At 68.0% G+C, this 20,559-nt stretch carries 13 protein-coding genes; 1 reads left to right on the top strand and 12 read right to left on the bottom strand.

Annotated features, from left to right (window positions below; translation table 11 throughout):
* Positions 1–73: 73 nt before the first annotated feature.
* The 8 genes from GAA2_RS06445 to GAA2_RS06410 all read right to left on the bottom strand — a co-directional run bounded on the left by GAA2_RS06445 (position 74) and on the right by GAA2_RS06410 (position 11,750).
* Entirely contained in the window at positions 74–1,258 is a 1,185-nt protein-coding gene (locus GAA2_RS06445; protein WP_159405188.1) for a DUF5336 domain-containing protein, read from the bottom strand.
* A gap of 213 nt (positions 1,259–1,471) precedes the next feature.
* Positions 1,472–3,424 carry an acetoacetate--CoA ligase gene (locus tag GAA2_RS06440; protein WP_051995393.1) on the bottom strand — a complete coding sequence of 651 codons (1,953 nt, stop codon included), beginning with the start codon at positions 3,422–3,424 and terminating at the stop codon, positions 1,472–1,474.
* Between the two features lie 62 nt (positions 3,425–3,486).
* A complete protein-coding gene (locus GAA2_RS06435) occupies positions 3,487–5,142 on the bottom strand; it encodes an AMP-binding protein (RefSeq protein ID WP_006436160.1) in 1,656 nt (551 codons plus the stop codon).
* Between the two features lie 68 nt (positions 5,143–5,210).
* A complete protein-coding gene (locus GAA2_RS06430) occupies positions 5,211–6,131 on the bottom strand; it encodes an HpcH/HpaI aldolase/citrate lyase family protein (protein ID WP_006436159.1) in 921 nt (306 codons plus the stop codon).
* A 5-nt stretch (positions 6,132–6,136) separates the two neighbouring features.
* Positions 6,137–6,637, bottom strand: a complete 501-nt coding sequence (locus tag GAA2_RS06425) for a MaoC family dehydratase (RefSeq protein WP_191834828.1) — start codon at positions 6,635–6,637, stop codon at positions 6,137–6,139.
* An 11-nt stretch (positions 6,638–6,648) separates the two neighbouring features.
* Positions 6,649–7,794 carry an acyl-CoA dehydrogenase family protein gene (locus GAA2_RS06420; RefSeq protein WP_191834827.1) on the bottom strand — a complete coding sequence of 382 codons (1,146 nt, stop codon included), beginning with the start codon at positions 7,792–7,794 and terminating at the stop codon, positions 6,649–6,651.
* A gap of 246 nt (positions 7,795–8,040) precedes the next feature.
* Positions 8,041–10,110 (bottom strand): acetyl/propionyl/methylcrotonyl-CoA carboxylase subunit alpha, encoded by a 2,070-nt coding sequence (locus GAA2_RS06415; protein ID WP_191834826.1) that lies wholly within the window; start codon positions 10,108–10,110, stop codon positions 8,041–8,043.
* A 59-nt stretch (positions 10,111–10,169) separates the two neighbouring features.
* Complete coding sequence (locus GAA2_RS06410; protein ID WP_248664716.1) at positions 10,170–11,750, bottom strand: carboxyl transferase domain-containing protein; 1,581 nt, start codon at positions 11,748–11,750, stop codon at positions 10,170–10,172.
* Positions 11,751–12,015: 265 nt separating this feature from the next.
* Between GAA2_RS06410 and GAA2_RS06405 the strand changes: the two genes are divergently transcribed.
* On the top strand, positions 12,016–15,594 hold the full coding sequence (locus GAA2_RS06405) for an indolepyruvate ferredoxin oxidoreductase family protein (RefSeq protein WP_096273455.1): 3,579 nt from the start codon (positions 12,016–12,018) through the stop codon (positions 15,592–15,594).
* A 331-nt stretch (positions 15,595–15,925) separates the two neighbouring features.
* Here GAA2_RS06405 and GAA2_RS06400 read toward each other — a convergent pair whose 3' ends face one another.
* The 4 genes from GAA2_RS06400 to GAA2_RS06385 form a co-directional block, all read right to left on the bottom strand.
* On the bottom strand, positions 15,926–16,741 hold the full coding sequence (locus GAA2_RS06400) for an SAM-dependent methyltransferase (RefSeq protein WP_096273453.1): 816 nt from the start codon (positions 16,739–16,741) through the stop codon (positions 15,926–15,928).
* Positions 16,722–17,414, bottom strand: coding sequence for a DUF5336 domain-containing protein (locus GAA2_RS06395; protein ID WP_096273450.1), 693 nt, complete (start codon positions 17,412–17,414; stop codon positions 16,722–16,724). Before GAA2_RS06395 ends, GAA2_RS06400 begins: the two co-directional genes overlap by 20 nt.
* Before the next feature lie 225 nt (positions 17,415–17,639).
* A complete protein-coding gene (locus GAA2_RS06390; protein WP_006436149.1) occupies positions 17,640–18,875 on the bottom strand; it encodes an acyl-CoA dehydrogenase family protein in 1,236 nt (411 codons plus the stop codon).
* Entirely contained in the window at positions 18,872–20,533 is a 1,662-nt protein-coding gene (locus GAA2_RS06385; protein ID WP_006436148.1) for a class I adenylate-forming enzyme family protein, read from the bottom strand. Before GAA2_RS06385 ends, GAA2_RS06390 begins: the two co-directional genes overlap by 4 nt.
* Between the last annotated feature and the right edge of the window lie 26 nt (positions 20,534–20,559).

Genomic DNA, 20,559 nt, shown 5'->3' with positions numbered 1-20,559 from the left:
TCACGAGAGCCGGCCCCGAACACGACGGTGCCCCGCCGACGAGTGTCGGCGGGGCACCCTCGTATGCCTCCGATCAGCTACCGCTGCTCGTGGGCGGTTCGGGCTTCTGGAAGACCGTGGTCGAGTGGTCGGCGGCCGGACCGGCCTCCGATTCCGACGGGCTCGCCGACGCGCCACCACCGGTCGAGGCTCCCGAGGCGCTCGCCGAGTACTGACCCGGGTTGTAGCCGCCGTAGCCGGACTCACTGTGCGCCGACGCCTGTCCCGGCTGGGCGCCCGATCCCGGGTAGCCGCTCTGGCCGGTGCCGGGCGCCTGCGAGTACGCGGACGGATCGTAGTTCGCCGACGGCTGCTGGCCCGACGACTGCTGGCCGTACTGCGCCTGGCCGCTGCCGGTGCCGTATGCGGCGGACTGGGCATCGCCCTGACCCTGACCGGCGGCCGACTGGCTCGCCGAGGCATCGGCGGTCGACGCCGCGGTCGAGATCGGTCCGGTGGCGGACGACGGAGCTCCCACCGCGGGCGCCACCTTGATGACCGCCGCCTCGACGAGCAGCCACACGATCGCGAGGATCGCCGAGAGGAGCGAGAAGATCAGCAGGACGATCGCGCCGGAGGCGTTGTCGTCGACGTTGAGGAACTGGAACAGCGTGATCAGGAACGCCGTGACGGTCAGCGATGCGACGATCGGTGCCGCGGCGACCTTGACGCCCGGGATCAGCCAGATGAGCGAGAGCACACCGGCGACGGCGACCAGCGCGTACGGGGCGTTGTACTGCGTCTGGAACAGCTGCACCTCGAAGTCGTAGGCCTTGGCGGCGGCGAGGAAGCCGCTGAACAGCACGACGAGCCCGAACAGCCCGATGACGCCGGCCAGGATCGTCGGCGTGATCGCGGGCAGGCCCTGGCTCGGCGGCTTCGCCGGCTGCTGCGAATAGAAGTACTGGCCGTAGCCCTGCTGGCCGTAACCCTGCTGACCGTAACCCTGCTGTTCATAGCCCTGCTGCTGGCCGTACTGCTGTTCATAGCCCTGCTGCTGGCCGTACTGCTGCCCATAATTCTGCTGAGGGCTCTGGCCGTAACCCTGCTGACCACTCTGCGGGTACTGCTGGCCGTACTGCTCCGAACCGGAGGTCGGCGACCCCTGCGATCCGGGGTTCTGGGATCCGGCCTGCGGGTAGCCCGAGGGACTCCCGTACTGGCCGTAGGACTGGCCGGACTCGGGCTGCTGCCCGTAGCCCCCCGATGGATACGTCATGGCGATCTCCTGGTCGGCTCGTCTGGGTCTTCTTCGCTCGGGTCGCGCGCCGGTGATGACGGAATCTCCCCCGTCACCGTCCCGACGGGCACACCGGGCCCACGGTAGTACATGTGACCGTCGGGTCACATGAACGATTCGACGTCTGCCGTCGACGACACCGTCCACGCTACCCATGCCGGGCGGGGACGATGCGCTCCTCGTGCACAACGATCACCAGTGGTGAGCTCGGCCCTGTTCGGCATACCAGTCGATCAGCGAGTAGTCGTCGACCGATTTGGGATCGATGTTGACCTCCGACCGGCCGGCCAGAATCGCCGTGACCGGAACCTCGAGTTTCTTGCCGGTCCGCGTGTGTGGGATACCGGGTGCCTCGATCACCTCATCGGGCACATGGCGTTTGGACAACCGGTCTCGGACCGCGGCAGCGATCCGCGCGGTGAGGGCGTCGTCGAGGACCGCGTCGGGGACGAGAGTGACGAACAGGGGCATCCAGTAGGCGCCGCCGGGTCCGTCGACGCCGAGGACGAACGCCTCGGCGATCTCGTCGAGGGCCTCCACGACCTCGTAGATGTCGGCCGATCCCATGCGGATTCCGTGCCGGTTCAACGTCGCATCGCTGCGACCGTGGATGACCAGTGAGCCGCGCTCGGTCACGGTGACCCAGTCGCCGTGACGCCACACCGGCCCATCGGGATGCGCCGTCGGGCCTTCCCACTCATGGTCGAAGTAGGCGGAACGGTAGCGGGTGCCGTCCGGGTCGTCCCAGAAATGCACCGGCATCGACGGCATCGGCGCGGTGACGACGAGCTCGCCGACCTCGCCGACGAGCGGTGTGCCGTCCGGGGCCCAGCTCTGCAGCGCGACACCGAGATAGCGGACCGACAACTCGCCCGGCACCACCGGGGCACCGATCGATCCGCCGGCGAAGGCCGACACGATGTCGGTGCCCCCGCTGATCGACGAGATCGGCAGTCCGCCTTTCACGTGGTCGTCGACCCAGGTGAAGAGGTCGGCGGCGAGCGAGGAGCCCGTACTGCCCAGGGCGCGCAGCCGAGACAGGTCGTGGTCGCGGCCCGGTTCGAGGCCGGCCTTGCGAGATGCCTGTAGCTGACCGGGCGAGGTGCCGAAGTAGGTGACCTTCTCATCGGCGACGATCTGCCAGAGCCGGTCGGCGTCCGGGTAGAGGGGAGAACCGCTGTAGCAGATGATCCGTGCCCCGCAGAGCAGACCGGCGACCTGGTAGTTCCACATCATCCAGCTGAGCGCGGTCTGCCAGAAGAACACGTCGTCCGAGGACAGGTCGCCGTGCAGCGCACCCGCCTTGAGATGTTCGACGACGACGCCGCCGTGACCGTGCACGATCCCCTTGGGGCGTCCGGTCGTCCCCGAGCTGAACAAGATCCAGAGGGGATGGTCGAAGTCCACGAGGACCGGTTCCGCGTCACCGGCATCCGTGGTGAGGGCGTCGGCGTAGTCGATGCGTGCCGGGCCCCCGTCCGAGACGGTGTCGGCGTCCCCGCCGATCGTGATGTGCGCGACCAGCTCCGGCAGCAGGCTCGCCAGTTCCGCACTGTCGGAACGCTTGTCGATGTCCTTGCCGCCGTAGCGGTAACCCGCGGCGCTGAACAAGACCTTCGGGTGCAATTGGCCGAGGCGGCTCGCGGCGCCCTGGGGTGCGTAGTCCTGACCGCATCCGGACCAGATGGCGCCGAGGCTCGCGGTGGCGAGGAAGGCGACGACCGCCTCGGGGATGTCGGGAAGGTAGGCGGCCACGACGTCGCCGGGACCGATCCCCTGCTCACGCAGCGTCGTGGCCAGGGCGGCAACCATTCCCGGCAATTCCGACCAGGCGATCTCGGAGCGTTCCCCGGCTTCGTCGAGTCCGACGATGGCGGCACCGGGAAGGTCGGCGTGGCGCAGGACCTGGCTGACGTAGTTCAAGCGGATGCCGGGAAACCACTGCGCGCCGGGCATCCGGGCGTCGCCGAGGACCGCTGCGTCGCCCTCGGCGAGGGGTTCGGCCGCCAGCGCGTCGAGGTCGAAGAACTCCCACAGTGCTCGCCAGAACTGTGCCGGCTGCCGCACCGACCACGACCAGAGCTCGTCGTAATCCGCGGTGCGCGCACCGAAACGGTCCTCGACGAGCCGGCGGAACCGGTCCATCGCGGGCTCGTCGGCCCGCAGCGCCGTACTCGTCTGCCGGTCACCCGACCGGGACGCACCGGTCATCTCAGGTCCTCCAGGATGGAGGTGGCCTCTTCGCGCATCGCGACCTTGCGTACCTTTCCGGTGACGGTCATGGGGAATTCCTTGACCACGTGGACGTATCGCGGGATCTTGTGCCGGGCGATCTTGCCGTCGGCGAAGGCGCGAACGTCCTCCGCGGTGAGATCGGTTGCGTGGTCGCGGAGTCGGACCCACGCCATGAGTTCCTCCCCGTACTTCTCGTCCGGGACACCGATGACCTGGGCGTCGAGGATGTCGGGATGGGTGTAGAGGAATTCCTCGATCTCGCGCGGGTAGATGTTCTCGCCGCCGCGGATCACCATGTCCTTGATCCGGCCGGTGATCCGGACGTAGCCGGCGTCGTCCATCTCGGCGAGGTCGCCGGTGTGCATCCACCCGTCGGCGTCGATGGCCTCGGCGGTCTTCTCCGGGTCGTTCCAGTAGCCGGTCATCACCGAGTAGCCGCGCGTGCACAGTTCACCGGTCTCGTTGCGTCCGAGCGTTTCCCCGGTGCCGGGGGCGACGATCTTGATCTCGAGGTGCGGTCCGACCTGGCCGACGGTGGTGACGCGCAACTCGAGCGGGTCGTCGACCCTGGTCTGGGTGGACACCGGCGATGTCTCGGTCATGCCGTAGCAGATGGAGACCTCGCTCATGTGCATGCGATCGACCACCTGGCGCATCACCTGTTCGGGGCACGGTGAACCGGCCATGATCCCGGTGCGCAGCGACGAGAGGTCGGGAGCGTACCCGTCGGGGGCCGCGTCGAGCAGCGCGAGTTCGGCGATGAACATCGTCGGCACGCCGTACAGGCTGGTGCAGCGGTGTTCGGCGACCGCGTCCAGTGTTGCCCGCGGGTCGAAGGCCGGGCCCGGGATCACCATGGCCGCACCGTGACTGGTGGCGGCGAGGTTGCCCATGACCATCCCGAAGCAGTGGTAGAACGGCACCGGCAGGCAGATGCGGTCCTCGGCGGTGTAGTCGAGCAGCTCACCGACGAGGTAGCCGTTGTTCCCGATGTTGCGATGCGACAGCGTCGCCCCCTTGGGGAATCCCGTTGTGCCCGAGGTGTACTGGATGTTGATCGGGTCGTCGGCGGACAACGACGCCGCGATGTCGGCGACGCGTGCCAGCTCCTCGTCGGAGGGGGTGGCGGTCAGGTCCGCCCAGTCTGTGGACTCGAAGGTCACCACGGTTCGCAGGTCCGGACAGTGCGGGCGCGCCTCCGCCAGCATCGACGCGTAGCCCGAGTCCTTGAACCGCTCGGCGGCGAGGACGACGCTCGATCCGGACTGCTTCAGGGCGTACTCGATCTCGTTCTGGCGGTAGGCCGGGTTCAGGTTCACCAGGATCGCGCCGATCTCGGCGGTGGCGTACTGGGTGAGAACCCACTCGAACCGGTTGGGCGCCCACAGGCCGATGCGATCCCCCGGCGCCACCCCGAGGCGCAGCAGGCCGGCGGCCAATGCCCTTACGTCACGGTGGAATTCGGTGTAGGTCCACTGCCGATCCGCCGCGGCGTCGATCAGCGCGATGTGGTCGCCGTATCTCTCGACGGTCCGCGCCAGGGTCACGCCGATCGTGTCCGTCAGCAGGGCCGGACTCTGCGGTCCGTGGGTGTGTGCGAGGTTCTGGGCGTGAGCGTCGTTGCTCATGGCATGCTCCGGTCTCTCGGGGATGTCGCGAACGAGTCAGTGCAGGTGGATCAGGAGTCGCAGGTGGATCAGGAGTCCTCGGCGTTCACGGTCGGTCGTTCGGTCAGCCGGGACAGCACGACCTCGGCCTGCCGGAGCACCGGACCGTCGATCATCTGGCCGTCGAGGCTGAAGACGCCGCCGTTGTGTTCCGCGGAACCGTCGATGACCCTGCGCGCCCACGCGATCGACTCCTCGGACGGTTGGTAGCCCGCGCGGATGTGCTCGACCTGCGACGGGTGGATGCACGCGGTCGCGGTGTAGCCGAGGGCCACCGCGTCCCGCACCTCGTCGATCAGGCCGTCGACGTCGCCGATGTCGAGATGCACCGAGTCCACGGCGAACTTGCCGTGCGCGGCGGCCGCGATGCGGACCATCGACCGTACCCAGGCGGCGACGTCGCGGTACTCGCCGGCCCGCGGCTCGTCGGGGCCGAATCGGCTCGACGTCCCGCCGAGTCCGGCGACCAGGTCCTCGGCGCCCCACATGAGTCCGATGCAGGTCGAGGTGGCGGCGATGTCGTTGGCGCGGGTGGCACCGAGCGGTGTCTCGATCAGCGCGATCGTCTGGAATGCGGTGTCCAGGATCGACGCCACGTCCTCCGACTTGGCCTGCATGACGACGCGGTAGTTCGTCTCGGAGACCGCGGCGAGGTCGCGACGGTAGTCGCCGGTGCCGGCCGGGTTGATCCGCACGATCGTGCGGTCGGGGTCGATCGGGTTGGCGATCAACGCCTCCCGGGCCACCGCGCGATTCGCCGGCGACACCGCGTCCTCGAGGTCGAGGATGACGACGTCGGCGCGATCGAGAGCCTTCTGGTAGCGCTCCGGCCGGTCGGCCGGGCAGAACAGCAGGGCCGGCCCGGCGGGTAGCCAGGCGTTGGCCAGCTGGGAATCACCCAGATTCGCTCCGCTCACGAGCGAGTTGTCGGCGGGTCCGTCGAAGAACATCTTCGTCACTCCGTAGGTTGCTTGCGCACCAACGTGGCCCGCGCGGCTCGCGCGACGACCTCGCCGTGCTGATTGCGTCCGATGTGGGTCAAGTTCACCACGCCCTCCCCCGGCCTCGACCGGGATTCGCGTTTACCGGTGCACAGGGTCTCGGCGTACAACGTGTCACCGGCGAACAGCGGCGCGGGGAACGCGACCTCGGAGAATCCGAGGTTGGCCACCAGTGTGCCCTGTGTCAGCTGGCTGACCGACAGGCCCACGATCGTGGACAGCGTGAACATCGAGTTGATCAGGCGCTGTCCACCGAAGCCGGCTTGCTGCGCCGACCAGGCGGCGTCGAGGTGCAGGGCCTGGGTGTTCATGGTGAGCGTGGTGAACAGCACGTTGTCGGCCTCGGTCACGGTGCGGCCCGGCCGGTGTTCGTAGAGCGTGCCCTCGGTGAACTCCTCGAACCAGAGTCCGCGCTGGACGATCCGGTTCACGGGTGTGCGGTCGGCCTCGCTCATGCCTCCGTCACTCATGCGAAACCCAGCTCGCGGGCGATGAGCATCAGCTGCACCTCGGTGGTGCCTTCACCGATCTCGAGGATCTTGGAGTCGCGGTAGTGGCGCGCGACCGGGTAGTCGTTCATGAATCCGTAGCCGCCGTGGATCTGGGTGGCGACGCGCGCGTTGTCCATCGCCGCCTCGCTGGCCACCAGCTTCGCGATCGACGCCTCCTTCTTGAAGGGCTTGCCTGCCAGCATCTTCGCCGCCGCGTCGTAGTAGGCGGTCCGCGCGACGTGCGCCCGGGTCTCCATCCGGGCGATGGCGAAGGACACCGACTGGTACTCCCCGATCGGCTTGCCGAACGACTGACGCTCCTTGGCGTACTTGACGCTTTCGTCGACGCAACCCTGTGCGGCACCGGTGGCGAGGGCGGCGATCGCGATGCGTCCCTCGTCGAGGATCGACAGGAAGTTGGCGTAGCCGCGCCCGCGTTCGCCGAGCAGATTCTCCTTGGGCACCCGCACGTCGGTGAACGTGAGCGGGTGCGTGTCCGAGGCGTTCCAGCCGACCTTGTTGTAGGCCGGTTCGGCGGTGAAACCCGACGTTCCCGACGGCACGATGATCGTCGAGATCTCCTTCTTGCCGTTCTCCTTCACCCCGGTCACCGCGGTGACCGTCACCAGCGAGGTGATGTCGGTGCCCGAATTGGTGATGAACTGCTTGCCGCCGTTGATGATCCATGAGTCACCGTCGTCGCGGGCGGTGGTCGCGGTGGCACCGGCGTCGGAGCCCGCACCCGGTTCGGTCAGGCCGAAACCGGCGAGTGCCGTGCCGGCGGTGAGGTCGGGCAGGTACTGCTGCTTCTGCTCCTCGGTGCCGAAACGATAGATCGGCATCGCGCCCAGGCTCACCCCGGCCTCGAGGGTGATGGCCACGGACTGGTCGACCTTGCCGAGTTCTTCCAGCGCGAGGGCCAGCGCGAAGTAGTCACCGCCCATGCCCCCGTACTCCTCGGGGAACGGCAGCCCGAAGAGCCCCATCTTGCCCATCTGGGCGATGACCTCATACGGGAAGGTGTGGTCGGCATCGTGTTTCGCGGCCACCGGCGCCACCACGGTCTGCGCGAAGTCGCGCACCGTCTCGATGAGGTCGGTGTACTCCTGCGTGAGTTCCATGAGAGTCCTATTCGCTCTTGTCACTTTGGTTCGGTTGGTTCCGAGCCCTTCGAGGCTCGTCGCTTGCGCTCCTCGCACCTCAGGGAGCGGTGGAGCCGGTCGCTTGCGCTCCTCGCACCTCAGGGAGCGGTGGAGCCGGTCGCTTGCGGAGGGCCGTCGCCCCTTCGCTCCCCGAGGAGGCCCGGAGCTTGCGGAGGGCCGTCGCCCGTTCGCTCCCTGAGGAGGCCCGGAGCTTGCGGAGGGCCGTCACGAGGGGGCGGCGGTGTCGACGGGTTCTTTCGGATCGGCCACCGAGGCCGGCGTGACCACGGCGAGGATCTGTCCGGCATCCACCTTGTCACCCACCGACACCGTGATGTCGACGGTTCCGTCGACGGGCGCGGTCAGGGCGTGTTCCATCTTCATCGCCTCGACGACCACGATGGACGCGCCGCTGCTCACCTCGTCGCCGGAGGTGACACCCACGGCGACGACGGTGCCCGGCATCGGGCTGACGATCTCGCCGGCCCGTTCGTCGGCGGCCTCGTCGAGGAGCGGGCGGGCCAGGTCGAGGACCCACGCGCCGGACGGACCCGACACCCACCACGACTCGCCGATCAGCGTCGACGACCACGATTGACTGATCCCGTCGACGATGAGCCGGTCGGAGTTCGGGCCGTCACCTGGCCGCGCGGGCAGGTAGACGACGTCGGCAGACCACGACGCGTCACCTTCGGCACCCTCCGCGGTGACCATGGCTGTTCCCGAAACAGAGTGCGCGTCAGCATGTTCGACGCGGATCGAGACGGTGGAGTGATGTCCGCCGCTCACGAGTCTGGTCACCACCGGCGCGGGTGCGCCGACGCGCCACCCGACGGACGAGGACCAGACGTCACCGCGGTCCCGGGTGCCGATGCGGGCGAGGCCGACGAGGACCTGCGCCTCCGGAGAAGGTTGCGGCACCGCGTAATCGGTGACGAGACGATCGAGGAGTTCGGTGTCGAGTTCGGCGTCGACGACGGCCTGCTGACGCAGGACGAAGCGGCAGAAGTCGATGTTGGTGACGACACCGAGGACGCGAGTGTGCGCCAGTGCCTGGTCCAGTCGTTCGAGCGCCTCCTCACGATCGCTGCCGTGCGCGATGATCTTGGCGAGCATCGGGTCGTAGTCGCTGCCGACGCGCAGACCCGCCAGCATCGCGGAGTCGACGCGGACGCCGCTTCCCGGCGACGTGTCGGGATGGACGAGATGTTCGATGGTGCCGCCGGTCGGCAGGAAGCCGCGTGCGGGATCCTCGGCGTACACGCGGGCCTCGACGGCGTGGCCGGTGAGCGTGATCTCGTCCTGACCGAATCCGAGGACCTCACCGCGGGCCACGCGGATCTGCTGTTCCACCAGGTCGATTCCCGTGACGAGTTCGGTGACCGGGTGTTCGACCTGCAGTCGGGTGTTCATCTCCATGAAGAAGAACTCGTCCGGCTTGTGCGCCGAGACGATGAACTCGACGGTGCCCGCGCCGGTGTAGCCGACGCTGCGCGCGGCGTCGCAGGCGGCCTCGCCGATCCGGGCGCGGGTCTCGGCGTCGAGCAGCGCCGACGGCGCCTCCTCGATGACCTTCTGGTGGCGGCGCTGCAGGGAGCACTCACGTTCGCCGAGATGGATCACGTTGCCGTGGGTGTCGGCGAGGACCTGCACCTCGATGTGGCGCGGGGTGTCCACGAAGTGTTCGAGGAACAGGGCGTCGTCACCGAATGCGGCGCCCGCCTCGCGTCGTGCGCGCTGGAGTGCCGCGGGCAGTTCGGCCGGGTCGGCGACGCGGTGCATGCCCTTGCCGCCGCCACCGGCGCTCGGCTTGATGAGGACGGGGAAGCCGATGTCGGGGGCCGCGGCGATGAGGTCGTCGTCGGTCAGGCCGGGACGCGAGAGTCCCGGAACCACCGGTACGTCGCGCTCGGTGACAGCGGCGCGTGCGGTGATCTTGTCGCCCATCGTGGCGATGGCCTCGGCCGGCGGGCCGATGAAGACGATGCCCGCCTCGGCCAGTGCGGCGGCGAACTTCTGGTTCTCCGAGAGGAATCCGTAGCCGGGGTGCACGGCGTCGGCACCGGTCTTGCGTGCGGCGTCGACAACGGCATCGATGTCGAGGTAGCTCTGGGAGGCGGCGGCCGGTCCGATCCGGACGGCGACATCGGCCTCGCGGACGTGGCGTGCTTGCGCATCGGCGTCGGAGTAGACGGCGATACTTCGGATTCCCAAGCGGCGCAGCGTGTCGATCACCCGGCAGGCGATCTCACCACGGTTCGCCACCAGGACGCTGCGAATGGGTCTGGTGCTCACGGTCTCGGGTCCTCTGCGGGTCGTGGTCGAACTCGGCGATTGCATCTCGGTCTCGCGTCTCACATCCGGAAGACGCCGTAGCGCGGGTCGGCCAGTGGCGCGTACCGCGCCGTCTCGAGCGCGAGCCCGAGCAGCGTGCGGGTCTGGGCGGGGTCGACGATGCCGTCGTCCCAGAGTCGGGCCGTCGAATAGTAGGCGTCGGACTGGCGTTCGAACTGTTCCCGGATGGGCGCCTTGAAAGCCTCTTCGTCCGCCGCCGGCCAGGTGTCCCCGGATCGCTCGATCTGGTTGCGGCGCACCGTGCCCAGCGTGTCGGCGGCCTGCGGCCCTCCCATCACGGAAATACGTGCGTTGGGCCACATCCACAGGAACCTCGGCGAGTAGGCCCGGCCGCACATCGAGTAGTTGCCGGCACCGAACGAGCCGCCGACCATGACGGTGAACTTCGGGACACGCGCGCAGGCCACCGCGTTGACCATCTTGGCCCCGTTCTTGGCGATGCCGCCCTCCTCGTAGGCCTTGCCGACCATGAACCCGGTGATGTTCTGGAGGAAGATCAACGGGATTCGACGCTGATCGCACAGCTCGATGAAATGCGCTCCCTTGAGGGCGGATTCGCTGAAGAGTACGCCGTTGTTGGCGATGATGCCCACCGGGTGACCGTGGATGTGGGCGAATGCGGTGACGAGGGTCGTGCCGTAGTTCGCCTTGAACTCGGTGTATTCACCGGCGTCACAGATGATCTTGATGACCTCGCGCACGTCGTACGGCGTGCGCGAATCGGTGGGCACGACGTCGTAGATGTCGGTCTGCGGACGGAGCGGCTCCCGCGACGGGATGGTCTCCCACTGCGGCGCCTCACGCGGACCGAGAGTGGCGACGATCTCGCGGACCTTCGCGAGCGCCTGCTGGTCGTTGTCGACGAGGTGGTCGGTGACGCCGGAGACCGAGGAGTGCATCGCGCCGCCGCCGAGGTCCTCGGCCGAGACGTCTTCGCCGGTGGCGGCTTTCACCAGCGGCGGTCCGGCGAGGAAGATGGTGCCCTGATTGCGAACGATGACCGTCTCGTCGCTCATGGCCGGGACGTAGGCGCCGCCGGCGGTCGAGGAACCGAGGACCGCGGCGATCTGCGGGATGCCCGCGGCGCTCATGGTGGCCTGGTTGTAGAAGATGCGACCGAAGTGATCGCGATCCGGGAAGACCTCGTCCTGCTGCAGCAGCATCGCGCCGCCGGAATCGACGAGGTAGATACAGGGCAACCGGTTGGCCGCGGCGATCTCCTGCGCGCGCAGGTGCTTCTTCACCGTGACCGGGTAGTAGGTGCCACCCGAGACCGTGGCGTCATTGGCGACGATCATGCATTCCCGGCCGGCCACGCGGCCGACGCCGGCGATGACACCCGCGGCCGGAGCCTTGTCGTCGTACATCCCGAACGCGGCGAGGGGAGCCACCTCGATGAACGGCGAGCCCACATCGAGCAGCCCGTCGACTCGGTCGCGCGGCAGCAGCTTGCCGCGGGCGACGTGGCGTTCGCGCGCCTTGGCCCCGCCGCCGGCGGACACCGTCGTCAGACGCTGGTTGAGCAGGTCGAGATTCTGCTGGTGCGCGGCCCGGAAGCCGTCGAGCGTGCTGGTCACCATCGACCCTTCAGTTAGTAGGGATTAACTGAACGGAATCGTACGCCATGGAGTGGTCCGTGTCACCCCCGCCCCCGCCGGCTGAGCCGGTACCGAGCGAAGCGAGGCACCGCGTCGAAGCCCCCGCCACCGATCCCATTCAACGTGACGCGCATCACGTCATCTCGTACTGTGGTGGCAGGCCCACCACCCCCGGGCCGCCACAACCGATGCGTCGATCCCCGGCACGACCGGACCGGCCACCGCACATAGAAGGCCAGGTAACCCCATGACCCTCGCAGACGACCGCGCACGCTTCCAGCACGTGCCGGCCCCACAAACCGGCTTGTCAGCAACACGCTCGTCCGAGCCCCTTCCTGACGGGTTCTCGCTCGACGACCGCTATACCCGTGAGTCGGGCACGATCTACCTCTCCGGCATCCAGGCCCTGGTCCGCATGGTCCGCGACCGCGCTCGCGTCGACCGTCGCCAGAACCTGACCACCGCGTCGTTCATCTCCGGCTACGAGGGCTCTCCCCTCGCCGGTTACGACCTCGAACTCGCTCGCCGCCGCGACCTCCTCGCGCCCTACGACATCGTCCACCGCCCCGGCCTGAACGAGGAGATCGCCGCGACCTCGGTGATGGGTTCGCAGGTGGCCGCCCAGGTTGCCGAGCTGAGCGCTGCTCCCGACGGCACGTCCCGCGACGGCGTCGTCGGCTACTGGTACGGCAAGGCCCCCGGCCTCGACCGCGCCACCGACGCGATCCGGCACGCCAATCTGGTCGGCACGCACCCGTCCGGCGGTGCGGTGGCCCTGGTCGGCGACGATCCGGGTGCCAAGTCCTCGACGGTGCCGTGCGCGTCGGAGATGGCCCTGGCCGACCTCTACATCCCGATCCTCTACCCGGCCGACTCGCAGGACATCCTCGACCTCGGCGTGCACGCGGCGATCATGAGTCGCGTCAGCGGACTGTGGACCTCGCTGAAGATCTCGGCCCACGTCGCCGACGGCTCGTCGACCGCCCACGTGGATCCCGATCGGATCATCCCCACCTATGGAGATCTCGGGCGTAGCCCGCATGTCCCGAGCGGCCGGCTTCTCGGTACCAACCTGATGGAACTCGAGCAGAACCAGCTCACCACCCGCATCCCCCGCGCACAGGAGTACGCGCGGCTCAACGGGATCAACCAGATCGTGGTGTCCACACCCGACGACCGGATCGGCATCGTCGCCGCGGGCAAGACCTACCTCGACCTTCGAGAGGCCTTGCGCCTCATGCATATCAGCGACGACGACCTGCGTCGTCTCGGCATCCGCCTCCTCAAGCTCGGGATGGTCTATCCGATCGAGCGGGACATCTTGAACCGCTTCATGTTCGACACCGCCAGAGGCGATCTCGACGAGGTCATCGTCATCGAGGAGAAGCGCGACTTCATCGAGACGATGATGCGCGACATCCTGTTCCGCCACCCGCGTGCACCCCGCATCGTCGGCAAGGTCCACGAGGACGGTTCGACCCTGTTCTCCCGGTTCGGTGAACTCGACGTCGACGCCGTGACCCGCGGTCTCGCCGACCGTCTCGCACGGCATCACGTCGACGCCGCGCAGGCGTGGATCGACAAGCGGTCGCGGCGTCGGACCAGGATCGAACTACCACTCGCCGTACGCACGCCGTACTTCTGTTCCGGGTGCCCGCACAACAGCTCGACCAAGGTCTCCGAGGACACCCTCGTCGGCGCTGGGATCGGTTGTCACGCCATGGTTCTGCTGATGGATCCGCGCCAGGTCGGCGATGTTGCCGGCATCACGCAGATGGGCGGCGAAGGCGCGCAGTGGATCGGTATGGCGCCGTTCGTGTCGGCCGACCACTTCGTGCAGAACGTCGGCGACGGCACCTTCATGCATTCGGGATCGCTGGCGCTGCGGGCAGCGGTCGCCTCCGGCGAGAACATCACCTACAAACTGCTCTACAACGGCACGGTCGCGATGACCGGCGGCCAGGACCCGGTCGGCGCGATGGACCTCCCCCGGCTGACGTCCCTCCTGCTCGACGAGGGCGTCCACCGAATCGTCGTGACCTCCGATGACCCGAAACGCACTCGCGCACTATGCCTTCCGAAAGACGTGGAGGTCCGTCATCGTGACGAGCTGGGCGAGGTGCAAACCGAACTCGCCGGTGTCCCCGGCGTGACCGTGCTCATCCACGATCAGCACTGCGCCGCGGAGAAGCGCCGTAAGCGCAAGCGCGGCACCATGCCCACCCCCACCACGCGCGTGATGATCAACGAGCGGATCTGTGAGGGGTGCGGCGACTGCGGTGAGAAGTCGAACTGCCTGTCCGTACATCCGGTGCACACCGAGTTCGGACGCAAGACGCAGATCGACCAGAGTTCCTGCAACCTCGACTATTCGTGCCTGAAGGGCGACTGCCCCTCCTTCGTCACCGTCACACCGGGCACGACGCGCACCCGGCAGCGCGCCGGCGACATTCCCGGTGCGCTGCTGCCGGAACCGTCCCTCCCGGCGGTGCGCGACACCTTCTCCCTGCGGGTCACCGGCATCGGCGGCACCGGCGTGGTGACGGTGTCTCAGGTGCTGGCCACGGCCGCGGTGCTCGACGGTCACGCCGCCCGCACCGTCGACATGACGGGTCTGGCGCAGAAGGGCGGCGCCGTCGTCAGCGACATCAAGGTCGCGCCGCACGACGTCGAGCAGGCGGCGAAGGTGGCCACCGACGACTGCGACCTCTACCTCGTCTGCGACCCGCTGGTCGGAACCGACCCGGTCAACCTGAAGGTCGCGGCCCCCGAGAAGACCGTCGCCGTGGTGTCCACGACGCAGGTGCCCACCGGGCTCATGGTCATCGACACCTCGGTGGGCTTCCCCGCCGAGACCGCGATCCATTCGGCGATCGATGCTCACGTGACACGCGGCCTCTACCTGGATTCCGGGGCATTGTCGACGGCCCTTTTCGGTGACGAGCAGTTCGCCAACATGGTGATGGTGGGAGCCGCGTACCAGGCCGGGGCGCTGGCGATCTCGGCCTCGTCGATCGAGCGTGCGATCGAGCTGAACGGGGTCGCGGTCGATGCCAACGTGCAGGCATTCCGACGGGGGCGTCAGGCAGTTGCTGACGCGGACGCGGTGTCGGCGGCCATCGCCTCGCTGCACGGTGCCGCGACCGCGGAACCCGAACCGTCCGAGCACGCGATGGGCGTCGTCCGTGCAGGCGGTTTCGGCGACGAGTCGGCACGCACCGTCGCCCTCCGCTATGACGAGCTGACGGCCTACGCCGACGAGCGTTACGCGCGTGAGTATCTCGACGTCGTCGAGCGGGTGCACCGGGGTGTGGGCAGTGCGGAGTTGACCGACGGCGTCGCGCGCAACCTGTACAAGCTGATGGCGTACAAGGACGAGTACGAGGTGGCACGGCTGACGCAGGACGCCGCGTTCGCGGCGAAGGTGGCCGAGGAGTTCGGTGACGATGCCGAGGTCGCCGTTCGCCTGCATCCGCCGACACTGCGCCGGATGGGCATGCGCGAGAAGATGACTCTCGGCGGCTGGGCGAACCGTCCACTGAAGTCCCTCGCGTCGATGAAGCGACTTCGCGGGACGGCACTCGACCCGTTCGGCCGCAACGAGATCCGCCGCACCGAACGTGCGCTGATCATCGAGTACCGCGAGATGGTCGACGCACTGCTGGCCGCGATGGAGAGTGGGAAGGTCCGCGAGTCGCAGTTGCCGACCGTCGTCGAACTCGCCGGATTGCCGGACATGGTGCGCGGCTACGAGAGCGTGAAGATGCGCAACGTCGAGAAGTACCGGGCGGAGGTCAGCCGGCTGCGTCAGGCCCTGGGCGTCTGACGAACGTCGGTACCCGGCCCGAAAACCGCCCCGGAAATCTGCCCCTGGAAACCACCCGCTCCCGAAATCCACCCCAGAAATCTGCCCCTGGAAACCACCCGTCCCGGAAATCCGCCCGCTCCCGAAATCCACCCCAGAAATCTGTCCCTGGAAACCACCCGTCCCGGAAATCCGCCCCGGAAAACGACCCCAGCAGGGGCCTCTCGGCGGCGATATGTCGCCGGCGGGGCGCTGGAGGGTTGTTCTCAGGGTCACTTCTTGCGGGCGGATCTCGGGCCGGGGCGGATTTCTGGGGCGGATCTCGGGCCGGGGTGGATTTCAGGGGCGGATTTCAGTGGCGCCGCGTGAGAACGGCCACCACCGTCTGGCCGTCGTCGCCGGACGTCGCGTCGACGACGAACTCCCCCGACCGGCGCCGCCGGGCCACCTCGTCGAACTGTGCGACGTTCATCTCGATGAGCAGCACTCCGTCATCGGACAGCCAGATCTGCGCGTCGACGATCAGCGCATCGACGTGGTCGAGCCCGTCCACGCCTCCGGTGAGGGCACGTCGGGGCTCGTGGTCGCGCGCCTCCGGGGCGAGGAGGCCGAAGGCGTGCTCGGGAACATACGGCGGGACGGCCGCGACCACATCGATGCGTCCCTGCAGCGACGCGGGCATCGCGTCGAAACCGGACCCCTGATGTATCCAGGCGCCACCGGGCAGATTGCGACGGGCATGGACGAGCGCGGCGGCGTCGATGTCAGATGCGTGCACTCTCGCGTCAGCGACCGACGAGGCCACCACCGAGGCGATCGGCGCCACCCCGCAGAACGCCTCCACGACAACAGGTCCCGTCCGCTCATCGGCGGTCCGGACAGCTTCTTCCGCCAGCAACAGCGACCGCTGACGCGGCACGAACACTCCTGGGCCGACACTCAAGCGGTGATCGCCGAACTGCACCCAGCCCAGCAGATGTTCGAGCGGCTCACCCGCGACGCGGCGCCGGACCATCTCGTCGAGCTCGGCCGAGTCACGAGCATGTCGGCGGATCAACCCGGCCTCGTCCTCGGCGAACACGCACCCCGCACGGCGAAGCGCATCCACCAGCGGGTCCTCGACGAGACCCGCCGGCCGCGCGTGTCCGTCAGGAAGGGGTGGCGTCATCCTTCCTCAGACCGTACAAGAACGACGCCGTCATCAGCAGGGCCACCTGCAGGAATCCGAAGATGAGGCCGACGATGGCGCCGGCGCCGAGGTCGAGGAACGGCGGCATGATCAACGCCGACGCGAACAGTGCCAGCCACCCGCCGAGCGCGATCACAGCGAGGAAGGGCAGCGCCCTCCGGTATCGCGGTACCAGGACGAGCGACGTCGCGACCCCCACCACCCCGAGCAGGATGAAGAACTTGCCCGGGTTCAGCACGATCTCGTAGGAGAAGAAGGCCGGGATGCCGCCCTGTCCTTCCTCGAAGTCGCGACCCCACCGGTCGAGTTCCTGCTCGGCTCCCACCGACACCGACACCCAGCTGACGAAACCCATGAAGTAAGTGACGACGCCGGCGACCGCCGCGCCGAGGGCGAAGATCACCGACAGATCGGGCCGCGGCCCCATCCGTTGTGGACCCATGCCGGGTGAGGGACCCCAGCCACCGGTCGGGTACTGGTTCTGCGGTCCCGGAGGACCCCACTGCTGCCCGGGGACCCCACCGGTGGGCGGGCCGCCCTGGAACTGGGTGGTCTCGCCCGGGTTGCCGGGGGCTCCACCGGACGGCGGAGGTCCCTGTGGGGCCTGCGACCACTGACCGCCCTGATGCTGGTTGGGATCGCCTGCGTTCACGGTGCACTCCTCGCCGACGGCTGGTCGATCGATCGCGCACGCGGCGTCGCGACCTGAGCGCCCAGACTAGATCGGTCGGCCCCCGGACGCACTCCCTCCGCCGAGGATTCATTCGACCGGTCGCGAAGTGGCTTCGACACGGCTCCTCGCTCCGCTCGGTGCCGGCTCAACCAGCAGCAAAACCAGCACACCCCATACGGCGCCGACTCAACCAGCAGAAAACGCTCACCGTCGCAGTTCCGACTTGGCGATCGTGCGGAGATGCACCTCGTCGGGACCGTCGAAGATGCGCATCGCGCGGTGCCATCCGTACATCGCGGCCAGTGGCACGTCGTCGCTGACACCCGCGCCACCGTGGACCTGGATCGCACGGTCGATGACCTCGAGCGCCACCCGCGGCACCGACACCTTGGCTGCCGAGACATACGGTGCGGCAGCCTTGTTTCCGAGTTCGTCGATCGTCTTGGCGGCCAGCTGGCACAGCAGGCGCGCCTGGTCGATCGCGATGCGCGACTCGGCGATCTGCTGTTGGACGACACCCTGCTCGGCCAACGGCTTACCGAAGGCGACGCGCCCCTTCGACCGCTGGACCAGGTGGTGCAGGGCTCGTTCGGCGGCGCCCAGCGCGCGCATGCAGTGGTGGATGCGACCCGGCCCGAGTCGCGTCTGCGCCATGGCGAATCCGGCGCCTTCCTCACCGAGCAGGTACTCGACGGGGACACGGACGTTCTCGTACACGACCTCGACGTGGCCGTGCTGGTCGTGACGACCGAACACCGGCACGTCGCGCACCACGGTGACTCCCGGGGTGTCGATCGGGACCAGCACCATCGACTGCTGCCGATGGGTTGCGGCCTCGGGATCGGTCTTACCCATCACGATGAGCAGCTTGCAGCGCGGGTCGGCCGCGCCACTCGTCCACCACTTCCGGCCGTTGATGACGTAGGAGTCGCCGTCGCGGTCGATGCTGGTCTCGATGTTCGTCGCGTCGGAACTCGCGACGTCCTTCTCGGTCATCGAGAACGCCGACCGGATCGTGCCGTCGAGGAGCGGCTCGAGCCACGTCTTCTTCTGCTCGTCGGTGCCGAACAGGTGCAGCAACTCCATGTTGCCGGTGTCGGGCGCCTGACCGTTGATCGCCTCGGGAGCCAGATGCAGACTCCAGCCGGTGATCTCCGCCAGACCGGCGTAGTCGAGCTGGCTGATCCCGGATTCCGACGGCAGGAACAGATTCCACAGCCCACGCGCCCGCGCCTTCTGCTTCAGCTCTTCGACGACCGCCGGGACGTCGTGGTCGTCGGGGCCGGCGACACCACGCTCGTGTTCATAGCGCTCCTCCGCCGGGAAGACGTCGGAGTGCATGAACGCGATGAGTTCATCCCGCAGTTCGAGCGCCCTCGCCGACGGCCGGAGGTCGAGGGTCTCGGACGGAGTGCGGACGGTCAGATCCGGACGAATCACTGTGACACCGTCCGGAGTTCGCGACGCAGCAGCTTGCCGGTGGCCGTCTTGGGGATGTCGGCCATCACCACGACCTCACGCGGGTACTTGTACGCCGCCATCCGCGTCTTGCAGTGATCGATCAGCTCCTCCGGCGTGGCGTCGGTGCCGGGTCGCAGACTCACGAACGCCTTCACGGTCTCGCCGCGGTACGAGTCCGGCACACCGATGACGGCCGCCTCCCGAACCGACGGGTGCTCGTACAGAACGTCTTCGACCTCGCGAGGCCACACCTTGAAACCGCTGGTGTTGATCTGGTCCTTCTTGCGGTCGACGATGTAGAACCAGCCCTCGGCGTCCATGTATCCGACGTCGCCGGTGTGCAGTGTGCCGTTCGGGATGCCCTTGGCGGTGGCCTCCGGCTTGTTCCAGTAGCCCGCGACCACCTGCGGTCCGGCCGTGACCAGCTCGCCGACCTCGCCGGCGGGCAGGTCGTTGCCCTGCTCGTCGATGATCCGGACGATCGTGTCGTAGACGGGAACTCCCACCGAGGTGGCGCCGGTCTCCTCGTCGGCCGGGGCCGTGACCCCGAACGGAACCGCATGCGACGGCGAGGTGGTTTCGGTCAGGCCGTACACGTTGTGGATGTAGTGCCCGAACCGCTGCTGGAACTCGGCGATCGTGCTCGGCGGGATCGGCGCCCCGCCGGAGTAGATCTTCGACAGGCTCGCGAGCGACGCCGGGTCGACGTCCGGCACGTTCATCAGCGCGATGAACACCGTGATCGAGCCGACCGTGAAGGTCGCCTTCTCCCGCGCGATCGTCGCGATGGTGTCCGCCGGGTCCATCCGGTACATCAGCACCAGCGGCGCACCGGTCAGCTCGGCGAGTGCGATGTGCGCGATGAGACCGGTGATGTGGAAGAGCGGTGCCACACCGAGGATCACGTCATCGGCATCGACGCCGACCCAGTCGCGGTAGGTCTGCGCGTTGAAGACGACGTTGCGATGAGTGGTCATCGCGCCCTTGGGCGGCCCGGTGGTTCCCGACGTGTAGGTCAGGAACGCAACGCTGTCGCCGGTCAGGTCGGGCTTCGGCGGCCGCTGACCGCGGTACTTCGCCAGCATCGCCGCCAGGTCCACCGTATCGGGGCACTCGATCTTCTCAACCCCGGCCAGGGTTCCGCTGTTCGCGCTCTGGTACTCCAGCTCCGAGGTCGTGATCACGGTCCGCACCGCGGTCTCGTTGTCGCGCAATGCTTCCTGCGCGACGTCGCGGTACAGCTGCTGCATCGCGACCAGCACGGTCGCACCGGAATCGACGAGGATCTCGGCGAGTTCACGACTGCGGTACATCGGGTTGGCCGAAACGGCGATACCGCCGGCCTTCCAGATGCCGAGTTGCGCGATGACGAACTGCGGGATGTTCTGGGCATAGACCACTGCACGGTCGCCCGGAGTGAACCCGAGATCCAGGATGCCGACGGCGAACGCGTCGGTGAGCTCGTCGAGCTCACCGGCCGTGATCGATCCGTCGAAGTAGCGGATCAGGCCGGCTTCCGGGTTGCGCGCGACCGTGGCCGCGAACATGTCCAGCGCGGTGTCGAATTCGATGGTCCGCGGCGCGAGATCCTGCTCGCGGTAGTGGCGCAGCCACACCTTCTCGTCGTAGACACTCATGTCTGACGTTCCTCTTTCAGCGAATG

The organism is Gordonia ajococcus (genome assembly GCF_012974285.1).
Lineage (GTDB): Bacteria > Actinomycetota > Actinomycetes > Mycobacteriales > Mycobacteriaceae > Gordonia > Gordonia amicalis.
The sequence above is the reverse complement of the archived record's forward strand: the minus strand, read 5'-3'. Positions and strand labels throughout refer to the sequence as shown.